Consider the following 19,320-nt stretch of genomic DNA (forward strand, 5'->3'; position numbering starts at 1 on the left):
TAGTACAAATAGATCAATATTGCTCAGAATTTTATTAATTACTTGATGAAAATTGACAATAAGTCATTTAAAAAATATTGCCCATTATTCGTTGGTTGAAGCATCTCGGGTCTTTTGCTCAGTAATTCTTTGTCGCGAGCTTCTTTTAGTTCTGCTTCGATGAAGTCTAAGCAGAGCCCAGTACGCTTAGGGAATAGCTCAGCTGGCACGCCCTGACAGAGCCTTAAGGTATTAAGCATAAATTCGAAAGGAAGCTCTTCTCGAGTGATTTCCGTCTCCCCTGCTAACCTTGTCGACTTCTGCATGTAGGCTTTGGGTTGTTTCTGTTTCCAGCGTCGGATAATTTTCTGTTCTTGCAGAAGAGTAATCTTGCCATGGGCTCCAGCGCCTATGCCTAAATAATCACCAAAGCGCCAATAGTTTAAATTATGACGAGATTGCTGCTCAGGTGATTTTGCATATGCGGATACTTCATATTGCTTGTACCCCGCACTCTGGATAAGTGCGAGTCCTTGTTCTTGTATATCCCAAAGGGTTTCATCTATTGGAAGAATAGGGGTATGGGTATGAAACTCAGTATTAGGCTCAATAGTTAGTTGATACCAAGAAAGGTGATCGGGTTGGAGTGCTATCGCTTGTTTTAGATCGGCCAAAGCTCCTGAGCAGTCTTGTCCCGGCAGTCCATGCATTAAATCAAGGTTAAACCTAGGAAATAATTCACGGGCCATTGTGGCCGCTTTGATCGCTTCTTCTGCGCTATGAATTCTGCCTAGGGAGGTCAGGTGCGAGTCGTTAAAGCTCTGTATACCTATAGATAGACGATTAATACCGGCATCAAGGAAACCGATAAATTTAGCCTGCTCAAATGTCCCCGGGTTTGCTTCGAGGGTGATCTCTGCATCTTTATCGATAGGGATAATCTGATCGATTTGGTCGAGTAGTTTTTTGAAACTATCAGCAGAAAACAGACTCGGTGTGCCTCCGCCTATAAAAATCGTTTGGATAGTCCGGCCTTGGGCTAAATGCTGCTCTTCCTTTAGATCTTCCAGAAGGCATTGTATGTATTCCGCTTCAGGTAGCTCACCACGCTGAGCATGTGAATTAAAATCACAGTAGGGGCATTTACGTACGCACCAAGGGACATGAATATATAGGGAGAGTGGTGGCAGTTCTAAACTCATTATTATCCTATTGGTGCGCTTCTTTAAGGCTATTTAAGGTAAGGCTCAATCGTCTTTTTAAGTAAGGCTACGGCCTGGCCTCGGTGACTCAGCTGGTTTTTCTGCTCAGGTGGCAGTTGCGCAGAGGCTTTATCAAGTTCAGAGATCCAGAAAAGCGGATCATAGCCAAAGCCATTGTCGCCGCAAGATTCTTCCAGAATAACGCCTTCCCAAGTGCCTTGGCAGATTAGAGGGGTTGGGTCGTTGGCGTGGCGCATAAAGGCAAGTACACAGCGAAAGCGCGCAGTTCTTTTTTTAGCAGGAATGCCTTCCAGTTTTTCTAGTAAGAGCGCATTGTTTTTCTCATCGGTTGCTTGCTCGCCGGAAAAACGTGCAGAATAAATGCCGGGTGATCCATCGAGTGCATCCACTTCTAGCCCAGAGTCATCCGCTAAGGCTGCAAACCCCGTTTCAGTAGCCGCGTGGCGCGCCTTTAAAATGGCATTCTCAACAAAACTTAGCCCAGTCTCTTCAGCGTCGATAACATTGAATTCTGATTGAGGAATAACTTCAACATGTAGATCTTTGAGGACATGATTGAACTCTTTAAGCTTTCCTTTATTACCACTGGCTAAAACAATTTTGTTAATCATGCTGTTACTCATTTAGACGCGTAGAATGTCATTTGTTGGCTGAATATAAAAAAGGTGCCATCACCGAGCACCTTTGATCTATACGGTTTTATTTAGAGCTAATCTTCATAAAACTGCTGTTCAAATTTAATAGTGAAGGCTGGATTATTTGGGTCTGGTTGTACATCAAACGTGATGCGAAAAACCTGTCTGTTTGTAAACCCAAACTGACCTAGGTAATAAATTGCATCGCCTTCATCGATCTTTTTAAACGACATCTTTTGAACTTGCCCAGCCAGGTTTGAAGCTTCGCCACTCACAAGTGCGCTAACGGGTACTTTTTTATCGCCCTCCATTTTGAGGACTGATACATTCAAAAACGCTCTACGCTTGCTGCGTTGAATATCTAAATTCTTCGCTACATTGGGTTGAACAAATGTGCTGTTAAACGCGTTGTAGTGAATTTCGTAATCACCATGAACGACGAACTGCTCAGCCAGTGCGGATTGGCTGATTAGCGTTACCGCCGCTATCAGTACTGTGGCTGCCCATTTAGTTAGTTGCTTCATTATCTGTCTCGCTTATTTAGTAATACGGTAGATTGCAATTTCACCTAGCATATTTGGCCATAGATGAATCCACCAGCGATGTTGATGGCTATTGTCGACAACAGTGCGATCCATAATGTAAATGTTTTTTTCTACACACAAACGCTCGAAATCTTTAAATGTACAGAAATGTGTATTGGGAGTGTTATACCAAGTATAGGGTAGAAATTTAGATACAGGCATCTGCCCACGAAATGCAAGATAGCCACGCGCGCGCCAATGACCGAAGTTGGGGAAGGTGACTATGCACTCTTTTCCGATACGCAGCATCTCTTCTACGATTTCGTCAGGACGCATCATGATCTGTATCGCTTGTGTCATGATGACCGTATCGAATGTATTGTCCTTGATCGAGGCTAGCCCTTCCTCAATATCTTGTTCGATAACATTCACGCCCTTGCTGATACATTGCGTAATATTTTCAGGGCCAATTTCTAAACCATATCCAGAGGCTTGCTTCTCTGTTTGCAAGTGATGCAATAGCTCTCCATCGCCACAGCATAGATCCAGAACACGTTTTCCGGGCTCAACCCAATCTTTAATTAAGTCTAAATCGGCGCGCATTAGATCGTCTCCTGGCTGTTAAGGGAGGGTGTATCCCCTTCAACTCGCTGCATATAGGCTTTAAATACATCGAGATAGCGCGGAATGGGTATCAAAAACGCATCATGCCCTTGCGCTGCTTCGATTTCGGCATAGCTGACTTGCTTGTCTGCGTATACTAATGCGTCCACGATCTCTTGAGAACGTTCGGGTGAGAAACGCCAGTCAGTCGTGAATGAAATTACCATGAATTTCGCAGTGGCTTTGGAAAGCACCTGGGAAAGTGATTCCCCCGTTTTTGCAGTGGGATCAAAATAATCCAATGCTTTGGTCATTAACAAATAGGTGTTGGCATCAAACTCTGTCGAGAAACGTTCACCTTGATAGCGTAGATAAGATTCAATTTCGAATTGTGGAGTGAAATCGTAACTAATTTCACCTGAACGAAGATCGCGGCCAAACTTACTTTTCATTCCGTCATCTGAAAGATATGTAATATGGCCTAACATGCGGGCTAGCATGAGTCCGACTTTAGGGACTTCATTTTGTTCATAGTAATGACCCCCATGAAATTGAGAGTCTTTACTAATCGCTTGGCGAGCCACTTCATTAAATGCAATGTTTTGTGCAGATAGCTTAGGTGCTGCGGCAATCACCATGCAGTGACGTAAACGATCAGGGTAATTAATTGACCATTGCAATGCCTGCATACCGCCAAGGCTGCCACCAATGATGGCGGCAAACTGTTCAATTTTATAATAATCTGCAAGACGTGCTTGGCTCTCTACCCAGTCATCAACCGTCATAATAGGGAAGTCAGGGCCATAAGGTTTGCCCGTTTTAGGGTTAACTTGGTTAGGTCCTGTGGATCCGTGGCAACCGCCTAGGTTATTGAGAGCGATAACAAAGAATTTATTGGTATCAATGACTTTGCCTGGCCCGATAGCCGAATCCCACCACCCCGGTTTTTTATCATCCATGCTGTAATAACCTGCTACATGGTGATTACCGGAAAGAGCATGGCAAATTAAAATAGCGTTTGAACAATCGCTATTGAGCTCACCGTAGGTTTCAACTGTTAGATGGTAAGCATCTAAGGTGCGTCCACAGCTTAAATGTAGAGGCTCAGTAAACTCGATTGATTGGGCTTGGACGATTCCGACAGAATCTTCTGGAATAACTGCGGGCATTTCTTAACTCGACTCTTAAAAATACTAACTATCAACGTTTCATAGTGTTGTGCGTTTTAACACAGTATTGAGCTTCACATTTCATAAAAAATGAGGAGGTGGCTCTGAGGAATGTAAGAAAAGGCTGCCATGTTCAGGAGTCTCAATATTCAGTTGCTTAGGTTGTATCTATTTAGGTTCTGCTATTTTAACGCGTTTTGGACGCGCAAGCTCGCCCTTGATCATTGTGACTGCATTTTTAGCTACCCAGAACTATTTGGCAAGCAGTTTTATGAGATGAATATTTATATCGCTGGATAGACGTTTTTAGTTTATGAATTGTTTGTGGCAGAGCAGAACTCTGACTGCCACAAACGGAGTATTAGGGTTTAGTATAATAAGCGGCCTAATTGAGATTGTACTATCTGAATCACCAAGAAAATCAGTATCGGTGAAAGATCAAGGCCTCCAATGGACGGAATAACCTTGCGGGCTAGTTTAAATAGAGGCTCTGTTAATTGTTGAATAAGTTGGGGGCCCGGATGGTAGCTACCTGGAGCTACCCAGCTGATAATAACGGAAGCCAGTACTGCCCAAAAATAGATGGTCAGAATGGCATCTAGTACGCCGACAACTGAAAGTACAATCAGCTGAAGAATATTAGGCATTGCCATGCCTGCGACTAGGATAATTAGTGTGAGTACTAACAGCTTGATCGCTACAGCATAAAATAATGCTGATAAATCTACCTTGCCAATTTTAGGGAAAACCCTGCTAATTGCGAGCACGGGAACATTGGTTATCTTGGCAATGGCTTGAGAAATGGGATTGTAATAGTCTGCATGAGACACTTGGAGTAGAAAACGCAGTATGATGACAAATGCATACATTTCACCAAGTGTTCGGATAATCAGAATGATTGGATCCTGTGCCATAACAATGCCTATAATATAAGTAGTTAAAAGGGTTGAGCAGTTCAATATCTTCTCTATATGACAGTAAAGTATAGAGTCTTGTTTGGTGAAGTTGAACTGCTACCTTAATTGATTAAAGTTTCTATGTATTAATCTTTTCCTAGCTCTACGGCCAGTTCTTCGGAGCGGTCATTGCATGCTTTCATCGCTTTATCAAAAAGTTCAGGTAAGCCACCGTCAATAAAATTAAGAATAGCTTGTTCTGTTGTGCCGTTGGGTGAAGTCACACGGCGGCGCAGTTCATCTGGGGCTACATCGCTGCTTTGGGCCATTTTAGCCGCACCTAAAGCGGTTTGTAATGTAAGCTGAGTCGCCGTGTTTTCTGTAAGACCTAGTTTCTTGCCCGCATCTATCATTGATTCCATAACAAGGAAAAAATAAGCGGGGCCCGATCCGGACACGGCTGTAACCGCATCTAATTGGGTTTCTTCTTCTACCCATAATGTGATGCCTGCTGCTTTTAAAACAGTTTCGGCCTGTTGTTTTTGCTCGGCTTTTACATGAGGGTTGGCAAATAAACCGCTAGCGCCTGTTTGTACTAAAGAGGGTGTGTTTGGCATGCAGCGAACAATTGCGGTATTACCGCCTAGCCATCGTTCCATACTGTCAGTCATTATGCCAGCCGCAACTGATACGATCAGAGGCTGATTCTGTTGAACGCTTGGTGCAATCGCTAAAGAGACTGTTTTTAGTACTTGAGGTTTGACTGCGAGCACTACCACATTTGCAGCGCTCACCGCTTGATTGTTATCTGTTGTTGTCTTTAGACCTTGATCAGCTAAATCAGTGAGGCGTTCTGCGTTAGGTTCGCTTGCCCAAATCTTATCTGCAGGGTAGCCGTTACTTAGCAGACCACCAATGATTGCGCGGGCCATATTGCCAGCACCAATAAATGCGAGAACAGGTTGTGTGTTCACTTTGAATTCCTTACGACTGTATTTGCTAAGTTCTTAGTTGCTGGAAACGGTTTTTACCCGTTGGCCAAATATGGCGGTGCCGATTCTTACAATCGTTGCACCTTCGGAAATTGCCGCATCGATGTCTCCAGACATACCCATGGATAAGGTATCTAAATGAGGGTGACGCTTTTGTAATTCAAGTTGTAGCGCCTTCATTTTTCTAAAAGCGAGGTGCTGTTCATCTTCATTCTTGGTGGCTTTAGGGATAGCCATTAAACCACGTAAATTGATATTAGGGAGCTTGCTGATCTCTTCAGCTAATTTAGGCAATTCTAGGGGAAGGCAGCCTGACTTGCTCGCTTCTTCGCTAATGTTAACTTGAATGCAGATATTAAGAGGCGTTAAATCGTTAGGCCTTTGGCTCGATAAGCGTTGGGCAATTTTAAACCGGTCTACGGTATGCACCCAGTCAAAATTTTCGGCAATAGGTTTCGTCTTATTCGATTGTATTGGTCCAATAAAGTGCCATGTAATATCTAGAGACTTCAGAACCTCAATTTTATCTAGACTTTCTTGTAGATAGTTTTCACCGAAATCTCTTTGGCCATTATCGTAGGCATCTTTCAAATCGCTGGCTGGGCGGGTTTTGCTAACGGCGAGTAGAGTGATGTTTTCTTTGTTTCTTTCAGACTTTACTGCACTAATATCTATTTGTTGACGAACCTGAGTCAGGTTCTCTGCTATTCTTGACATATAATAGAGGCCTAAGGAATTGGATTGAGCCTGACTTTCTGCTAGAACTAACATATCTAAAGCAGCACCGGTTTACAGGAACATTATGGATATTACCGAACTTTTATCATTTACCGTACAGCAAGGTGCATCTGACCTGCATATTTCTGCTGGAATGCCTCCCATTATTCGCGTTGATGGTGAGGTACGTCGAATTAAACTCCCTTCGTTAGATCATAAACAGGTACATACGCTGATTTATGACATTATGAATGATAAGCAGCGTAAAGAGTATGAAGATGTTTTAGAAACCGATTTCTCTTTTGAGGTTCCAGGCCTAGCGCGTTTTCGTGTTAACGCTTTTAACCAGAATAGAGGTGCGGGTGCTGTTTTCCGTACTATCCCAAGTAAAGTGCTTACATTAGATGATCTAGGCATGGGTAAAGTATTCCAAGATCTTTCTGAGCTACCGCGCGGACTTGTGCTTGTAACTGGGCCAACGGGCTCTGGTAAAAGTACTACGCTTGCGGCAATGATCGATTATGTGAATGATACGCGAGCAGATCATATCCTTACCATTGAGGATCCGATTGAGTTTGTACACGAAAGTAAAAAATGTCTTGTTAACCAGCGTGAAGTTCATCGTGATACCCATAGCTTCTCGCATGCGCTGCGTTCAGCATTGCGTGAAGATCCAGATATTATATTGGTCGGTGAGATGCGTGACCTAGAAACTATTCGCCTAGCGTTGACCGCAGCGGAGACTGGACACTTGGTCTTTGGCACATTGCACACCACATCAGCGGCTAAAACTATTGACCGTGTAATCGATGTGTTCCCAGCAGCTGAGAAAGATATGGTGCGTTCAATGCTTTCTGAGTCGTTGATGGGAGTAATTTCTCAAACGTTACTGAAAATGCCTAAAGGTGGTCGTGTAGCAGCCCATGAAATTATGATTGGTACGCCAGCTATCCGTAACCTTATCCGTGAAGCCAAAGTTGCGCAGATGTATTCAGCTATTCAGACGGGGGCTTCATACGGTATGAAAACACTGGATCAATCGCTACAAGAATTAGTGCAAAAAGGTATGATATCACGTGAAACTGCAAGGGAACGTGCAGCAAATCCGCAGCAGTTCTAATTTGTTATCTAGGAGATAGGCGTGGATTTTACGCAATTACTGAAAGTAATGGTGGAGAGGGATGCTTCGGATCTTTTTGTCACCGCAGGGGCTCGTCCTACGATTAAAGTTGATGGCACATTAAAGCCATTAACTAAAGATACGTTAAAGCCTTCGCAGGCACGTGCACTTGTTTATAGCACGATGAATGATAAGCAGTTGGCTGAATTTGAAGGGTCTCATGAGTGTAATTTCGCTATCAGTGCGCCAGGCTTAGGACGTTTTCGTGTTTCTGCGTTCTTTCAGCGTAACTCTGCAGGTATGGTTCTTCGAAAGATCAATAACTATATTCCGAGTTTAGAAGAGCTGAATTTACCGCCTATTCTTCGCGATTTATCAATGACAAAGCGAGGGCTGATTCTTTTTGTTGGTGGGACCTCTACGGGTAAATCAACTTCGTTAGCGTCGATGATTGATTATCGTAATACCAATCATCGTGGGCATATCATTACCATTGAGGACCCTATTGAGTATATCCATGAGCATAAGCAGAGCATTATTACTCAGCGTGAAGTGGGTATCGATACGGATTCTTTTGATACGGCTTTGAAGAATACATTACGTCAGGCGCCTGATGTTATTTTGATGGGTGAGATTCGAACTCGAGAAACGATGCAGCACGGTATCGTGTTTGCGGAAACGGGCCATCTTACCTTAGCAACCTTGCATGCGAACAATGCTAACCAAGCGTTAGACCGTGTAATTAGCTTCTTCCCCCCAGAGCACCATGATCAACTGTGGATGGATCTATCACTGAACCTTAAGGCAATCATCGCACAGCAGTTGTTACCGACAAAAGATGGTAAAGGGCGTCGTGCTGCCATTGAGGTTTTGATTAACACCCCATTGATTCAAGATCTGATCCGTAAGGGTGAGGTACATGAAATTAAAGAGGTTGTTAAAAAGTCTACAAACTTGGGTATGCAGACCTTCGACCAAGCGCTGTTTACGCTTTATAAAGATGGCGAGATTACTTACGATGTAGCCCTTGCTCATGCTGATTCCCCTAACGATCTTCGCTTAATGATTAAGCTTAATGCGGATACTAACCCTGAGTTAGCGGTTGAGGAGGAATCTCAAGCGTTCCACCTTCAGGAGGAGGAAGATTATTTGCACAATGAGGGCGACGCAAACATCAAAGGGATGTAGTGGCCTTAATTATAAATTTAGATAATAAAAAAGCCGTAGTGATTACTACGGCTTTTTTGTTGTTGAATATAACTCTCTAATTAAGATGGGCTGTAAACCACTTCGCCTTTGTGCACAGTGTGAGTCACACGGCCTTTAAGTGGGTAATCCATAAATGGCGTGTTTTTCCCACGGGAGTGACTTGTATCAGCTGTTAAACTCCACTCTTCTTCCGTATTGAAAATACAAACATTAGCCGTGCTGCCAACGGTTAAACATCCCTCTGGTAAGCCTAAAATTTTGGCTGGGGCCGAGGTGAGTTTTGCAATCAACTGTGGCAGATCAAGCATCTTCTGTTCAACCAGCAACAATGAGAGTGGTAGCAGAGTTTCTAACCCGATCATTCCTGATTCTGTATCAGCGAACGGTGCTTCTTTCGCCGCGCGCTCATGAGGTTGGTGGTCTGAGCAAATAGCTTGTATGCAGCCACTTAATAGACCTTGAATCAGCCCCGCTCGGTCAAGTTGGCTGCGCAGAGGCGGAATAAGATGAAAGTCGTTATTGAAACCGTTAAGGTTTTCATCGGTGAGTAATAGGTTCTGTATTGAAACATCAGCGGTGACTGGGAGCCCTTTATCCTGTGCTTCAGTAATCATGCGTACAGAGCGTTCACAAGATAATTGACCAAAGTGTGCGCGAACACCGGTTTGTTCTGTGAGCAGTAAGCAGCGAGCCACTTCAATGGTTTCTGCGGACTCCGGTATACCGTTTAAGCCAAGATGGGTACAAGTGCTGCCGTCATGCATGCAGCCGCCATCGGCTAAAGATTCATCCTGAGCTTGGAAGATAACGAGTAGGTCATGGGTGGCTGCGTACTCGAGGCAGCGCATCATGACGAGCGAGTTAGCGAAGGCCTTTCGGGTATTGGTAAATGCGATACAGCCAGACGAAGCCAATGCTGCCATAGGCGCTAGTTGTTCGCCTTTAAGTCCTTTTGTGAGAGCACCCATCGGGCGAATGGTCATTTTCCCAGCTTCAGCGCAGCGGTCTTTGATTAATTCGGCCACGGCAGGGGTATCTACAATAGGGCTGGTAGTTGGAGGGGTAATAAATGTTGTTATCCCCCCTGCAATAGCCGCCATAGATTCCGTTTTGATAGACCCTTTTTGTGAAGGGCCGGGCTCTCGAGCATGGGCACATATATCAACCAGGCCTGGGCAAACGATTTGATTGCTCGCATCGATAATTTGATCGGCCGTAAAGTCATCTAAGGCTTCCCCTATACCTGCAATAGTGCCATTAGATATAAACAGGTTGGTGTTGGCATCAACATTGTTGGCTGGGTCAATAACACGACCGTTTTTAATAAGAATGTTCATGGTTCTTATAGTTCCTCGCCAGTCAAAATTGGGCGACTTTTAGCTTGTCCACTCATTGCCATAGACATAACGGCCATTCGAACAGCGATGCCGTTTGTAACTTGATCTAGAATAAGTGATCGTTCGCAGTCAGCTACAGATGAAGCAATCTCTACGCCCCTATTAATTGGGCCAGGGTGCATGACGATAGCATCAGGCTTAGCTAATGCTAATTTATCCATAGTGAGGCCGTAGAGCCTATAAAACTCACTCTCACTAGGGAGAAGTGCACTATTCATTCGCTCTTTTTGTAGGCGGAGCATCATTACAACATCAACATCTTTGATGCCTTGCTGCATGTTGGTATAGACCTTAACCCCTAAACTCTCGATATGACTTGGTAGTAGGGTATTCGGAGCGATAACGCGAATATCTGTAACCCCCAGTGTGCGCAGTGCATGAATTTGTGAGCGGGCTACGCGCGAATGCAATATGTCGCCAACAATCGCAACGGATAAGGGTGCAAACTCGCCTTTGGCTTGTCGGATGGTCAGCATGTCTAGCATTGCTTGCGTTGGATGGGCGTGGCGTCCATCACCTGCATTGATGACTGCGACGTCAGGGGTGACATGCTCAGCAATAAAGTGCGCGGCGCCACTGCTTGAGTGACGTACGACAAACATATCTGAATGCATCGCATGTAACGTCATAAGCGTATCTTTTAGTGTTTCACCTTTGGAGGTGGAAGAGGTGCTAATGTTGAGGTTTAGCACATCTGCAGATAAGCGTTTAGCGGCTAATTCAAAAGTGGATAGTGTTCGCGTACTGGCTTCAAAGAAAAGGTTAACAACGGTTTTACCGCGTAGCAAAGGCACTTTTTTGACCTGCTTGGCACTCATATCTACGAATGAATCTGCCGTATCTAAAATCTCAGTTAGAATCTCACGGCTAAGGTGTTCTGTTGTTATGAAATGCTTGAGCTCACCGTTGGGTGTGAGCTGGACCTGACTAGGATCAGTTTGTTCGAACATGATAGTACTCAATCTTCTGATCTGTTTCGGATTTCCAGTGCTAGAGGCGCTGGACCAGTAAGTTTTACAGTTTGATCTGGAGAGATAGATAAGGTTCCGCCTACAATATCAGCTTGTACTGGCAGCTCTCTTTGCTGCAGATCAAGTAGAGCAATGAGGGTTATGGAGGCTGGGCGACCATAATCAAAAAGCTCATTCATTGCGGCTCTGATGGTTCTGCCAGTCATAATGACATCATCAACAAGGAATATATGCCGGCCTTCAGTGGAGCATGGCAAATTAGATGGTTGGACTTTTGGGTTTAGGCCGCTTTGGTCAAAATCATCACGGTGAAACGAGATGTCCAATGAGCCTAATGGGCTATCTATGGATAGCTCATTATAGAGATGTTCTGCTAGCCATGCCCCTCCCGTATGTATACCTACCATTAAAGGGTTGGGGCGGTTTCCTTCGGCAATAAGTGCATTAAGCTCTTGTTGCGTCTTAGCTAAAAGCTCTGTTGCGTTAGGTGTGTTTGAGCTCATATACATCTTCCAATCGTGTGTGGCTAGGGATTCGGATATCGCAGTTAAACCAACTTTCGAGTATGAGTTGAGCTGCGATTCCATCGACAGATTCTTCTTTGAAGTTGTCACTTCCTCCTGCTGCAAAGTGTATCTCTTTAGCTTCTGCAGTAGAAAGTCGCTCATCCATTAGGAAACAAGGAGTTTTATACCGCTCATTTAAACGATTGGCAAACTTGCGAGCACGGTGTGCCATGTCACTAATCGTGCCATCGTAATTGAGAGGGATTCCCACAATAAGAGCGTCAGGTTGCCATTCAGAAATGATTTTTCCTAATTGATCCCAATTTGGAATTCCATCGCGTGCCTTAATGGGCTCTAATGGAGTTGCGGTGCCGGTGATAGATTGCCCGGAGGCGATGCCTATTCGGGATGTACCAAAGTCAAAAGCCAAGGCTTGTTTAACTGTATCGCTCATTAATTACTATAACTCTTAAGCATGTCCGGTGTGGGCGGTGAGCAGATCAAGGTTGACACCCAAAGTGGAAGCGGCTGCCTGTAAACGATCTCCAGCCGGAATGCCGAAGAGTATATCTGAATTTGCGAGACAGCTTAACCATACATTGTCAGCCATCTCTTGTTCTAGTTGGCCGGGGCTCCAGCATGCGCAGCCAAGCGCAATTAAATAGTTGTGATTAAAGTGGCCTTCAGCGGCTGCTTCTATCGCATCGATTGAGGTGGTGATGTAAATATCATCAGCAATACAATGGCTTGATGGCCATTCTATTGGTGAAATGGCCTTATGTAATACATAGCCTCGATCGCCGTGAATTGGGCCGCCGCTATAAATCTCTTGTTGTTGATTAGCGACTGATGAGCAGGGTAGGTTTAGGTGATCACAGAGTTCGGATAGCGCAATGCCTACGGGACGATTAACAACAAGCCCCATTGCACCGTATTCGCTGTGATCACATAGGTAAGTGACCGTTTGTGAAAAATTTTGGTCGTGAAGATGCGGCATAGATATGAGGAAGTGATTACGCAAACAGGAAAATGATGGCGTCATAACAGTGGCCTATATTAAATGCACTGTATTAAGGATTAGTCTACATAGGCTCTTTTCTCAAACTTCCAGGTCCTAATAATCTCAAGAATATCTGTACTTTTTCTCATCTCAACAGGGAACGGTTGGAAGGGTGCTCCGAGTCGAACAATTCGGATAGCGGCATCATCAAGAACCGTTCGTCCGGAAGATTCTAAAATTTCAATAGTTTTAACTGAGCCATCAGGCTTGATGGCGACTAATAAGCGAAGGCTGCCATACATTTTCTTGCGCCTAGCTTCTTCTGGATAATGAAGGTTGCCTATGGTTTCAATCTTCTTTCGCCAGTTGTCTAGATAAAGAGCATCTTCACGTTTTTGAGTTGAGGCAGAAGTGAGTCGTGTAACCCGGGGTTGCTTGGCTCTTAGTTCACGGTGGTTGTCTATTTCCGCTTGTAGGCTAGCAATATCCAAACTGCGCGCTAGCAGTGATGTCGAACTGCCTGCAGGTGCTGTGACGGTTTTTTCTTTTTGCTTTTTTGGCGATGAAATCGATTTTTGATTTTTTGTTGCTGTTGTCGTTACGATTTTTTTGTTCAGCTTCCCATCGCTATTACTATCATTTTTTTTCGTGGATGGTTTTGGTGGTCGATCTAATTCTGGTATTGGTTTGGGTGTCGCTGTGGCTATCGTTGTTGTTTGAGCCGCTTGCGGTTTGATTTTCTTGTCTTGAAACGCCGCTTGCTGGTTCGTCGCAGGGAGATGCTTTTTGCTGCTTTGGCCGCTACCGGTTTGATTGGCTTGTGCAATGAAGTCCGCGTTCAGGGGGGCTTCTTTTTGCTGGTGCTGAGCAAGTGTGATCTCTATTGTCTTTTGCGGAGGGCGTTCCATTTCTGAGCTAAAAGTAATACCTATAATGGCAACGGCGTGCAGTGCTGTGGCAAAAAATAGAGTGAAACCGAAGCGCTCTACAGCTGAGACGGTTTGTGTCGCAATGGTATTCACTCTTTATATAGCCCTATCTAAATGATATTAGGATGAACGCTGATCTATCTTAATGAAGTTTAGCTTCGATAGCGTCCATTAATTGCATACCAATGTCGAGCCCATATTGATTGTCAATTTCACGAATACAGGTTGGGCTTGTCACATTGATCTCGGTTAAATAATCACCGATAACATCAAGTCCTACAAATAATAACCCTTTAGCTTTTAGGGTAGGAGCTATTTGCTCACAGATCCAATATTCTCGATCAGTAAGCTCTCTACCTTCACCTCTGCCGCCTGCGGCTAAGTTGCCACGAGTCTCTCCGTTGGTCGGAATGCGAGCTAGGCCATAAGGAACAGGTTCGCCATCAATCATCAAAATGCGCTTATCCCCATCGACGATTTCAGGGATGTATTTCTGTGCCATGATTGTTTGCTGGCCATGATTGGTCAGTGTCTCAATGATGACACCTAAATTTAGCCCATCCTCTTTGATTCTATAGATCTGGGAGCCCCCCATACCATCAAGTGGCTTAAATATTACGTCGCCTTGCTCTTTATGGAATTCACGTAGTAAGTCTTCATGCTTGCTTACTAGGACCGGTGGACAACATTCAGGGAAGTGAGTCGCGAAAAGTTTCTCATTGTAGTCCCTGAGGCTCTGAGGCTTATTGACTATTAAAGTACCCTCTTTTTCTGCTTGTTCCAGAAGGTAGGTGGTGTAGATAAACTCATTGTCAAAAGGAGGGTCTTTGCGCATTAAAATGACATCAAGGTCAGACAGGTCTCGGGTTTGGTACTCATCACGTGTAAACCAGTCGTCTTCATTCATCGCAACAGATAAAGGGGCCATTTTCGCTTGAGCTTTACCGTTTAGGGAAAAAAGGTCTTGTTGCTCCATGTACCATAGCTCCCAACCCTTTTGTTGGGCCGCCCAAAGCATGGCTAACGAGCTATCTTTTTTAAATGCGATATCATCAATGGGGTCCATCACGATGCCTAGCTTAATTGCCATTTTTATTCAGTCCTATTCGTTGCTGTTCGCAACAGTTTGATAAATGATAAATAACTTAAAATATACTTATTTTAAGTCGCCCCAAAGATAGTTCAATAGCGTTAGTGCGGCGACCGGAGCCGTCTCTGTGCGCATAACTCTGGGTCCCAGTGCTAAAGGTTTGAACCCATAGCTTACTGCAAGTTCCACTTCGTCTTCAGTTAATCCACCCTCCGGGCCGATTAATAGCGCAACAGAGCAAGGCTGAGCGATCTCTTGTAAAGGTTGCTCACTGTGATGATGTAAAACCAGTTTTAGTTCAGCTTGTTGTGAGCTTAGCCAATTTTCCAAAGAAGAGGGTGGAAAAATGTCAGGGGGGGATGTTCTGCCGCATTGTTCACATGCACTGATAGAGATCTGCTTCCAATGATTAATACGCTTTTCTTGTCTCTCTTTGGGGAGCTTTACTTCGCAGCGCTCAGAAAATAACGGTGTAATATGCTGCACACCCATCTCAGTGCTCTTTTGAACGGCAAAGTCCATGCGTTCGCCACGCGATAGACTTTGCCCGATAGATACTTTTAAAGGGCTTTCCGATTGGCTGATTAGTGCTTCTTTAACAATGCATTTAGCCGCTCTTTTTTCTACTTGGGTAAGTATGACTTTATAGTCAAAGCTATCACCATTGAAGAGAATGATCTCTTCACCGGCCTTCATGCGTAAAGCGCGCGAAACGTGTTGAACAACATTATCGCTTAAATCTATTTCTAGACCTTCTGCTAATGCTTGAGCTTCGTAAAATCTAGGTATTCTCATAATGTTCTTTAATTCGGTGGCGATTGTAAGTCATGATTGCTTATTCGCCTTCAATAATGAGGTCTTCATCGAGAAGAGCTTCATAATCTATTACAGAAAGCGGGCGGCTAAGAAGGTAACCTTGCACAATATCGCATTTGGCCTCGCGTAGTATGGAAAGTTGATGTTCTGTTTCCACCCCTTCCGCCACTACTTTTAGGTGTAGCCCTTGTGCCATTAATATGATTGCTTGCACAATTTTAAGATCTTGATTGTTTGTATCAAGATCATCGATAAATGATTTATCAATTTTAATATGATCAACCGGTAAATTTTTGATGCGGCTTAGGGATGAATACCCCGTCCCGAAATCATCAATTGATATACTAATGCCGGTCTCCCTAACGCGTTTTAGCTTATCTTGAATTCGAGCTAAATCCTCAATCAGGACGCCCTCCGTGAGCTCTAGTTCTATGTAATGAAGAGGTACTGCATAGCGTTCAAAAATCTCATAAATTTTAGTCTCAAATTCGTTTCTTAAAAAGCTGATACCCGAAAGGTTGATAGCGACACGAGGGAAGCTGATTCCTTGGTCTATCCATTGACGACATTGTTTAGCGACTGCATTTAATACCCAGTTATCTAAACGAGAAATTAAACCGCTTTTTTCTGCTAAAGGTACAAAAACTGCTGGGGATATAGGGCCTAACTCAGGGTGATTCCAGCGTAATAAGGTTTCAGCAGAAAGAGGTGTGTTTTTGTTTAAATCAAATAGGGGCTGGAATACGAGATAGAACTGATCCTGATCCATCGCGGTAGATAGATCTTGCCATAGTTCCATTTTGGGTTCCGTTTGTTGTCCTTTGATACGATTGAAATACAGCCAGCTCTGTTCATGTTTTCGTGCTGTTTTTGCTGCAATTTCTGCTCGCCCTATGAGTTCAAATTGCTGGTCTCCATCTTCGGGGAAAGAGGTAACACCAATGCGGGCAACAATTTGCACCTGAATATGGTCAAGTTGTATCGGTTGCACAATCGAATCTAGGATCGAATCGATAAGCGTATCAATTTCAATATCGTGAGGCTTATTGATTAGCATGAGGCCAAAACAACCTTCAGAAAGCTTGGCTAATCGGTGGTTCAGGGATAATAAATTACGTAAGCGGTTTGCCGTTTCTACTAAGATTTGATCTCGTTGCTCATCGCCCAATTCAATGGTCAAATTTCTTAGTAGATCTAAGCGAATGAAAAGAAAATAAACTTTCTCTTGGCTTTCAAAGTTACGAATAATTTCACGCTCTAAAGACTCTCCCATAGATCGGCGATTGTATAGCCTCGTTACTGGATCAAATCTTTCTAAAAACTGTACATGTTCTTGGATGTGGCGCAGGCGCTTATTTTCTATAAGGTGCTCTCTAAAGAGTTCAAGCGTCCTAGCCATCTGTCCAATCTCATCTTTATGATCAGTAAACTCAATGGTTTGATCAAAATCCTCATTAGATAACCTCTTCATATGAGAGGAAAGAGAGATGATGGGGCGGACGATATTTTTTGAAATTAAAAGAGCAGCACTGAGCGCTGCTAATAGCACTACGAGGGTAATCGCAACATAGCTTAATGCTCTTTGGGTATACAAAGGGGTTAGGTCGTCTAAATAGATCCCTGTACCAATGATTAGATCTGAATCTGGAACGAGTTGAGCATAGGTTAGCTTTTCAATGGCTGGACCGCCATCAGGCTTGGGCCAGCGAAATAACCAGTAATGAGCTTTGTCAGGGTTAAGCTTCACTTGCATGAAACCTTTAATCATCTGCTCAATGTTCGCTGAGTTATCGATATTTTCTAAGTAAGTGCCCTCTAAATCTGGGCGCTTGGGATGTAGGGATATACGTGTTTCCTGTTGAATAAGGTAAATGTAGCCATCTTCAGCATAGGATGTTCCATAAATCAGATCATGTAGCCGTTCTTGGTATTCGTCATCAGTAATTTCGTAGGAACTGTTTTTTTGACGCAACAGTTGGACTTGTGAACTAGCTGATTGAATAACGCTGCGAATTTGTTCTTTTTTTCCAGCCAAAGTGTCTTGATAAGAAAAATAAAAAGCTAAGCAAGATGTTGTGATAATGCCTAAGGTTAGGAGGCACACAAGACCAATTAGTTTTTGTCTGATACTAAAATTGCTTAGAGACATGTTTTTTAACAATAGCTGAATAGGATTCACATTATTGACAGATAACAACTTAGAGGCAATAAAAAAGCACCATAAGGTGCTTTTTTATTAACGAATAACGGGTAATGGAAGAGTTAAATTCCTGCTGATTGGCGTAAAGCTTCGGCTTTGTCCGTTCTTTCCCAAGTGAAGGCGGTAAAAGTTTCGCCTTTGTGTTCCATTTCAAATGGGTTACGTCCGAAGTGACCATAAGCTGCTGTCGCTTGATACATCGGATGCAATAGATCAAGCATCGTTGTAATCGCATATGGGCGTAGGTCAAAATGTTCGTTAACCAATTGAATTATTTTTTCGTCGGAAATCTTACCCGTTCCAAATGTATTGATAGCAACTGAGGTAGGCTGTGCAACTCCTATCGCATAAGAGATTTGAATCTCACAGCGATCAGCTAAGCCCGCAGCAACAATGTTCTTGGCTACATAGCGACCCGCGTAAGCAGCTGAACGGTCAACTTTTGATGGATCTTTACCTGAGAATGCTCCACCACCGTGACGTGCCATACCGCCGTATGTATCAACGATAATCTTACGACCCGTTAGACCACAATCACCCACAGGGCCGCCGATCACAAAATTGCCAGTTGGGTTGATATGGAATTTAGTCTCTTTCGTGATCCATTCAGCAGGAATAACGTGTTTAACAATCAATTCCATAACCGCTTCACGAAGATCTGCTTGGGATACTTCTGGGTTATGTTGCGTCGAAAGAACAAGCGCATCTACAGCAACCGGTTTACCGTTTTCGTAACGGAAAGTTAACTGCGATTTAGCATCCGGACGTAACCAAGGTAATAAACCTGATTTGCGTGCTTCTGCTTGACGTTCAACCAAACGATGAGCATATGTAATAGGTGCAGGCATTAGGACGTCAGTTTCGTTAGAGGCGTAGCCAAACATTAAACCCTGGTCGCCTGCACCTTGATCTTCTGGCTTGGAACGATCAACACCTTGAGCAATGTCGATCGATTGTTTGCCGATAATGTTGATAACACCACAAGTATCACCGTCGTAGCCAACGTCAGAAGATGTATAGCCTATATCACAAATCACTTTACGAACTAGATCTTCGAGATCGACCCAAGCGGAGGTGCTAATTTCACCTGATACAACGGCAACGCCGGTTTTTACCATCGTTTCACAAGCTACGCGCGCATACTTGTCTTCAGCAATGATTGCGTCAAGTACGGCATCTGAAATCTGGTCAGCAATTTTGTCCGGGTGACCTTCGGAAACGGACTCTGAAGTAAATAAGCTGTATTCGCTCATGGTTTTAATACCTTATTGTGAACAAATGATCTGGTTATGCTCGTATTGACACTAAATTTACGTGTAAATGGTGGGTAAAAGTTTAGCAGGG

The 19,320-nt window shown here is 43.8% G+C and carries 20 protein-coding genes; 2 read left to right on the plus strand and 18 right to left on the minus strand.

From position 1 onward, the window contains the following. Window positions 1-38: 38 nt before the first annotated feature. From hemW to B4K11_RS15595, 8 genes are all read right to left on the minus strand, one after another. Window positions 39-1,181 (minus strand): radical SAM family heme chaperone HemW, encoded by a 1,143-nt coding sequence (gene hemW, locus B4K11_RS15560; protein ID WP_292954916.1) that lies wholly within the window; start codon window positions 1,179-1,181, stop codon window positions 39-41. Between the two features lie 29 nt (window positions 1,182-1,210). Next, window positions 1,211-1,813, minus strand: coding sequence for an XTP/dITP diphosphatase (locus B4K11_RS15565; protein ID WP_292954914.1), 603 nt, complete (start codon window positions 1,811-1,813; stop codon window positions 1,211-1,213). 98 nt (window positions 1,814-1,911) lie between these two features. Continuing rightward, window positions 1,912-2,361: a DUF4426 domain-containing protein gene (locus B4K11_RS15570; protein ID WP_292954911.1), complete on the minus strand. Its 450-nt coding sequence runs from the start codon at window positions 2,359-2,361 to the stop codon at window positions 1,912-1,914. A 12-nt stretch (window positions 2,362-2,373) separates the two neighbouring features. After that, window positions 2,374-2,964, minus strand: a complete 591-nt coding sequence (gene metW, locus B4K11_RS15575) for a methionine biosynthesis protein MetW (RefSeq protein ID WP_292954908.1) — start codon at window positions 2,962-2,964, stop codon at window positions 2,374-2,376. Then, window positions 2,964-4,133: a homoserine O-succinyltransferase MetX gene (gene metX / locus B4K11_RS15580; RefSeq protein ID WP_292954905.1), complete on the minus strand. Its 1,170-nt coding sequence runs from the start codon at window positions 4,131-4,133 to the stop codon at window positions 2,964-2,966. Before metX ends, metW begins: the two co-directional genes overlap by 1 nt. A gap of 368 nt (window positions 4,134-4,501) precedes the next feature. After that, on the minus strand, window positions 4,502-5,047 hold the full coding sequence (locus B4K11_RS15585) for a YggT family protein (RefSeq protein ID WP_292954902.1): 546 nt from the start codon (window positions 5,045-5,047) through the stop codon (window positions 4,502-4,504). A gap of 128 nt (window positions 5,048-5,175) precedes the next feature. Next, window positions 5,176-6,003, minus strand: a complete 828-nt coding sequence (gene proC, locus B4K11_RS15590; protein WP_292954899.1) for a pyrroline-5-carboxylate reductase — start codon at window positions 6,001-6,003, stop codon at window positions 5,176-5,178. A gap of 33 nt (window positions 6,004-6,036) precedes the next feature. Continuing rightward, window positions 6,037-6,738 (minus strand): YggS family pyridoxal phosphate-dependent enzyme, encoded by a 702-nt coding sequence (locus B4K11_RS15595; RefSeq protein WP_292954895.1) that lies wholly within the window; start codon window positions 6,736-6,738, stop codon window positions 6,037-6,039. A gap of 85 nt (window positions 6,739-6,823) precedes the next feature. Here B4K11_RS15595 and B4K11_RS15600 point away from each other — a divergent pair, with 85 nt between their 5' ends. Together B4K11_RS15600 and B4K11_RS15605 are read left to right on the plus strand one after the other, a co-directional pair. Next, window positions 6,824-7,858: a type IV pilus twitching motility protein PilT gene (locus B4K11_RS15600; RefSeq protein ID WP_292954892.1), complete on the plus strand. Its 1,035-nt coding sequence runs from the start codon at window positions 6,824-6,826 to the stop codon at window positions 7,856-7,858. A gap of 21 nt (window positions 7,859-7,879) precedes the next feature. After that, on the plus strand, window positions 7,880-9,046 hold the full coding sequence (locus B4K11_RS15605) for a PilT/PilU family type 4a pilus ATPase (protein ID WP_292954889.1): 1,167 nt from the start codon (window positions 7,880-7,882) through the stop codon (window positions 9,044-9,046). Between the two features lie 80 nt (window positions 9,047-9,126). Here B4K11_RS15605 and B4K11_RS15610 read toward each other — a convergent pair whose 3' ends face one another. The 10 genes from B4K11_RS15610 to metK form a co-directional block, all read right to left on the minus strand. Next, on the minus strand, window positions 9,127-10,404 hold the full coding sequence (locus B4K11_RS15610) for a dihydroorotase (RefSeq protein ID WP_292954886.1): 1,278 nt from the start codon (window positions 10,402-10,404) through the stop codon (window positions 9,127-9,129). A gap of 5 nt (window positions 10,405-10,409) precedes the next feature. Further along, complete coding sequence (locus B4K11_RS15615; RefSeq protein ID WP_292954883.1) at window positions 10,410-11,414, minus strand: aspartate carbamoyltransferase catalytic subunit; 1,005 nt, start codon at window positions 11,412-11,414, stop codon at window positions 10,410-10,412. 8 nt (window positions 11,415-11,422) lie between these two features. Further along, window positions 11,423-11,938 (minus strand): bifunctional pyr operon transcriptional regulator/uracil phosphoribosyltransferase PyrR, encoded by a 516-nt coding sequence (gene pyrR / locus B4K11_RS15620; protein WP_292954880.1) that lies wholly within the window; start codon window positions 11,936-11,938, stop codon window positions 11,423-11,425. After that, window positions 11,919-12,395: a Holliday junction resolvase RuvX gene (ruvX, locus tag B4K11_RS15625; RefSeq protein ID WP_292954877.1), complete on the minus strand. Its 477-nt coding sequence runs from the start codon at window positions 12,393-12,395 to the stop codon at window positions 11,919-11,921. Before ruvX ends, pyrR begins: the two co-directional genes overlap by 20 nt. Before the next feature lie 15 nt (window positions 12,396-12,410). Continuing rightward, entirely contained in the window at window positions 12,411-12,983 is a 573-nt protein-coding gene (locus B4K11_RS15630) for a YqgE/AlgH family protein (RefSeq protein WP_292954874.1), read from the minus strand. A gap of 35 nt (window positions 12,984-13,018) precedes the next feature. Further along, on the minus strand, window positions 13,019-13,963 hold the full coding sequence (locus B4K11_RS15635) for an energy transducer TonB (protein WP_292954871.1): 945 nt from the start codon (window positions 13,961-13,963) through the stop codon (window positions 13,019-13,021). A 49-nt stretch (window positions 13,964-14,012) separates the two neighbouring features. Beyond that, the gene (gene gshB / locus B4K11_RS15640) at window positions 14,013-14,960 is read right to left on the minus strand and encodes a glutathione synthase (protein WP_292954868.1); all 948 of its coding nucleotides are present in this window, start codon (window positions 14,958-14,960) and stop codon (window positions 14,013-14,015) included. A 66-nt stretch (window positions 14,961-15,026) separates the two neighbouring features. Beyond that, the gene (locus tag B4K11_RS15645; RefSeq protein WP_292954865.1) at window positions 15,027-15,755 is read right to left on the minus strand and encodes a 16S rRNA (uracil(1498)-N(3))-methyltransferase; all 729 of its coding nucleotides are present in this window, start codon (window positions 15,753-15,755) and stop codon (window positions 15,027-15,029) included. A 40-nt stretch (window positions 15,756-15,795) separates the two neighbouring features. Then, window positions 15,796-17,925: an EAL domain-containing protein gene (locus tag B4K11_RS15650; RefSeq protein ID WP_348703167.1), complete on the minus strand. Its 2,130-nt coding sequence runs from the start codon at window positions 17,923-17,925 to the stop codon at window positions 15,796-15,798. A gap of 113 nt (window positions 17,926-18,038) precedes the next feature. Continuing rightward, the gene (gene metK / locus B4K11_RS15655; protein WP_292954859.1) at window positions 18,039-19,229 is read right to left on the minus strand and encodes a methionine adenosyltransferase; all 1,191 of its coding nucleotides are present in this window, start codon (window positions 19,227-19,229) and stop codon (window positions 18,039-18,041) included. Between the last annotated feature and the right edge of the window lie 91 nt (window positions 19,230-19,320).

The organism is Neptuniibacter sp. UBA6509 (genome assembly GCA_002435145.1).
GTDB lineage: Bacteria > Pseudomonadota > Gammaproteobacteria > Pseudomonadales > Balneatricaceae > Neptuniibacter.

Coding starts and splice junctions, on each gene's coding strand:
- hemW (WP_292954916.1), bottom strand. CDS start 1,181: ATGAGTTTAGAACTGCCACCACTCTCCCTATATATTCATGTCCCTTGG.
- B4K11_RS15565 (WP_292954914.1), bottom strand. CDS start 1,813: ATGATTAACAAAATTGTTTTAGCCAGTGGTAATAAAGGAAAGCTTAAA.
- B4K11_RS15570 (WP_292954911.1), bottom strand. CDS start 2,361: ATGAAGCAACTAACTAAATGGGCAGCCACAGTACTGATAGCGGCGGTA.
- metW (WP_292954908.1), bottom strand. CDS start 2,964: ATGCGCGCCGATTTAGACTTAATTAAAGATTGGGTTGAGCCCGGAAAA.
- metX (WP_292954905.1), bottom strand. CDS start 4,133: ATGCCCGCAGTTATTCCAGAAGATTCTGTCGGAATCGTCCAAGCCCAA.
- B4K11_RS15585 (WP_292954902.1), bottom strand. CDS start 5,047: ATGGCACAGGATCCAATCATTCTGATTATCCGAACACTTGGTGAAATG.
- B4K11_RS15595 (WP_292954895.1), bottom strand. CDS start 6,738: ATGTCAAGAATAGCAGAGAACCTGACTCAGGTTCGTCAACAAATAGAT.
- B4K11_RS15600 (WP_292954892.1), top strand. CDS start 6,824: ATGGATATTACCGAACTTTTATCATTTACCGTACAGCAAGGTGCATCT.
- B4K11_RS15610 (WP_292954886.1), bottom strand. CDS start 10,404: ATGAACATTCTTATTAAAAACGGTCGTGTTATTGACCCAGCCAACAAT.
- B4K11_RS15615 (WP_292954883.1), bottom strand. CDS start 11,414: ATGTTCGAACAAACTGATCCTAGTCAGGTCCAGCTCACACCCAACGGT.
- pyrR (WP_292954880.1), bottom strand. CDS start 11,938: ATGAGCTCAAACACACCTAACGCAACAGAGCTTTTAGCTAAGACGCAA.
- ruvX (WP_292954877.1), bottom strand. CDS start 12,395: ATGAGCGATACAGTTAAACAAGCCTTGGCTTTTGACTTTGGTACATCC.
- B4K11_RS15630 (WP_292954874.1), bottom strand. CDS start 12,983: ATGACGCCATCATTTTCCTGTTTGCGTAATCACTTCCTCATATCTATG.
- gshB (WP_292954868.1), bottom strand. CDS start 14,960: ATGGCAATTAAGCTAGGCATCGTGATGGACCCCATTGATGATATCGCA.
- B4K11_RS15645 (WP_292954865.1), bottom strand. CDS start 15,755: ATGAGAATACCTAGATTTTACGAAGCTCAAGCATTAGCAGAAGGTCTA.
- B4K11_RS15650 (WP_348703167.1), bottom strand. CDS start 17,925: ATGTCTCTAAGCAATTTTAGTATCAGACAAAAACTAATTGGTCTTGTG.
- metK (WP_292954859.1), bottom strand. CDS start 19,229: ATGAGCGAATACAGCTTATTTACTTCAGAGTCCGTTTCCGAAGGTCAC.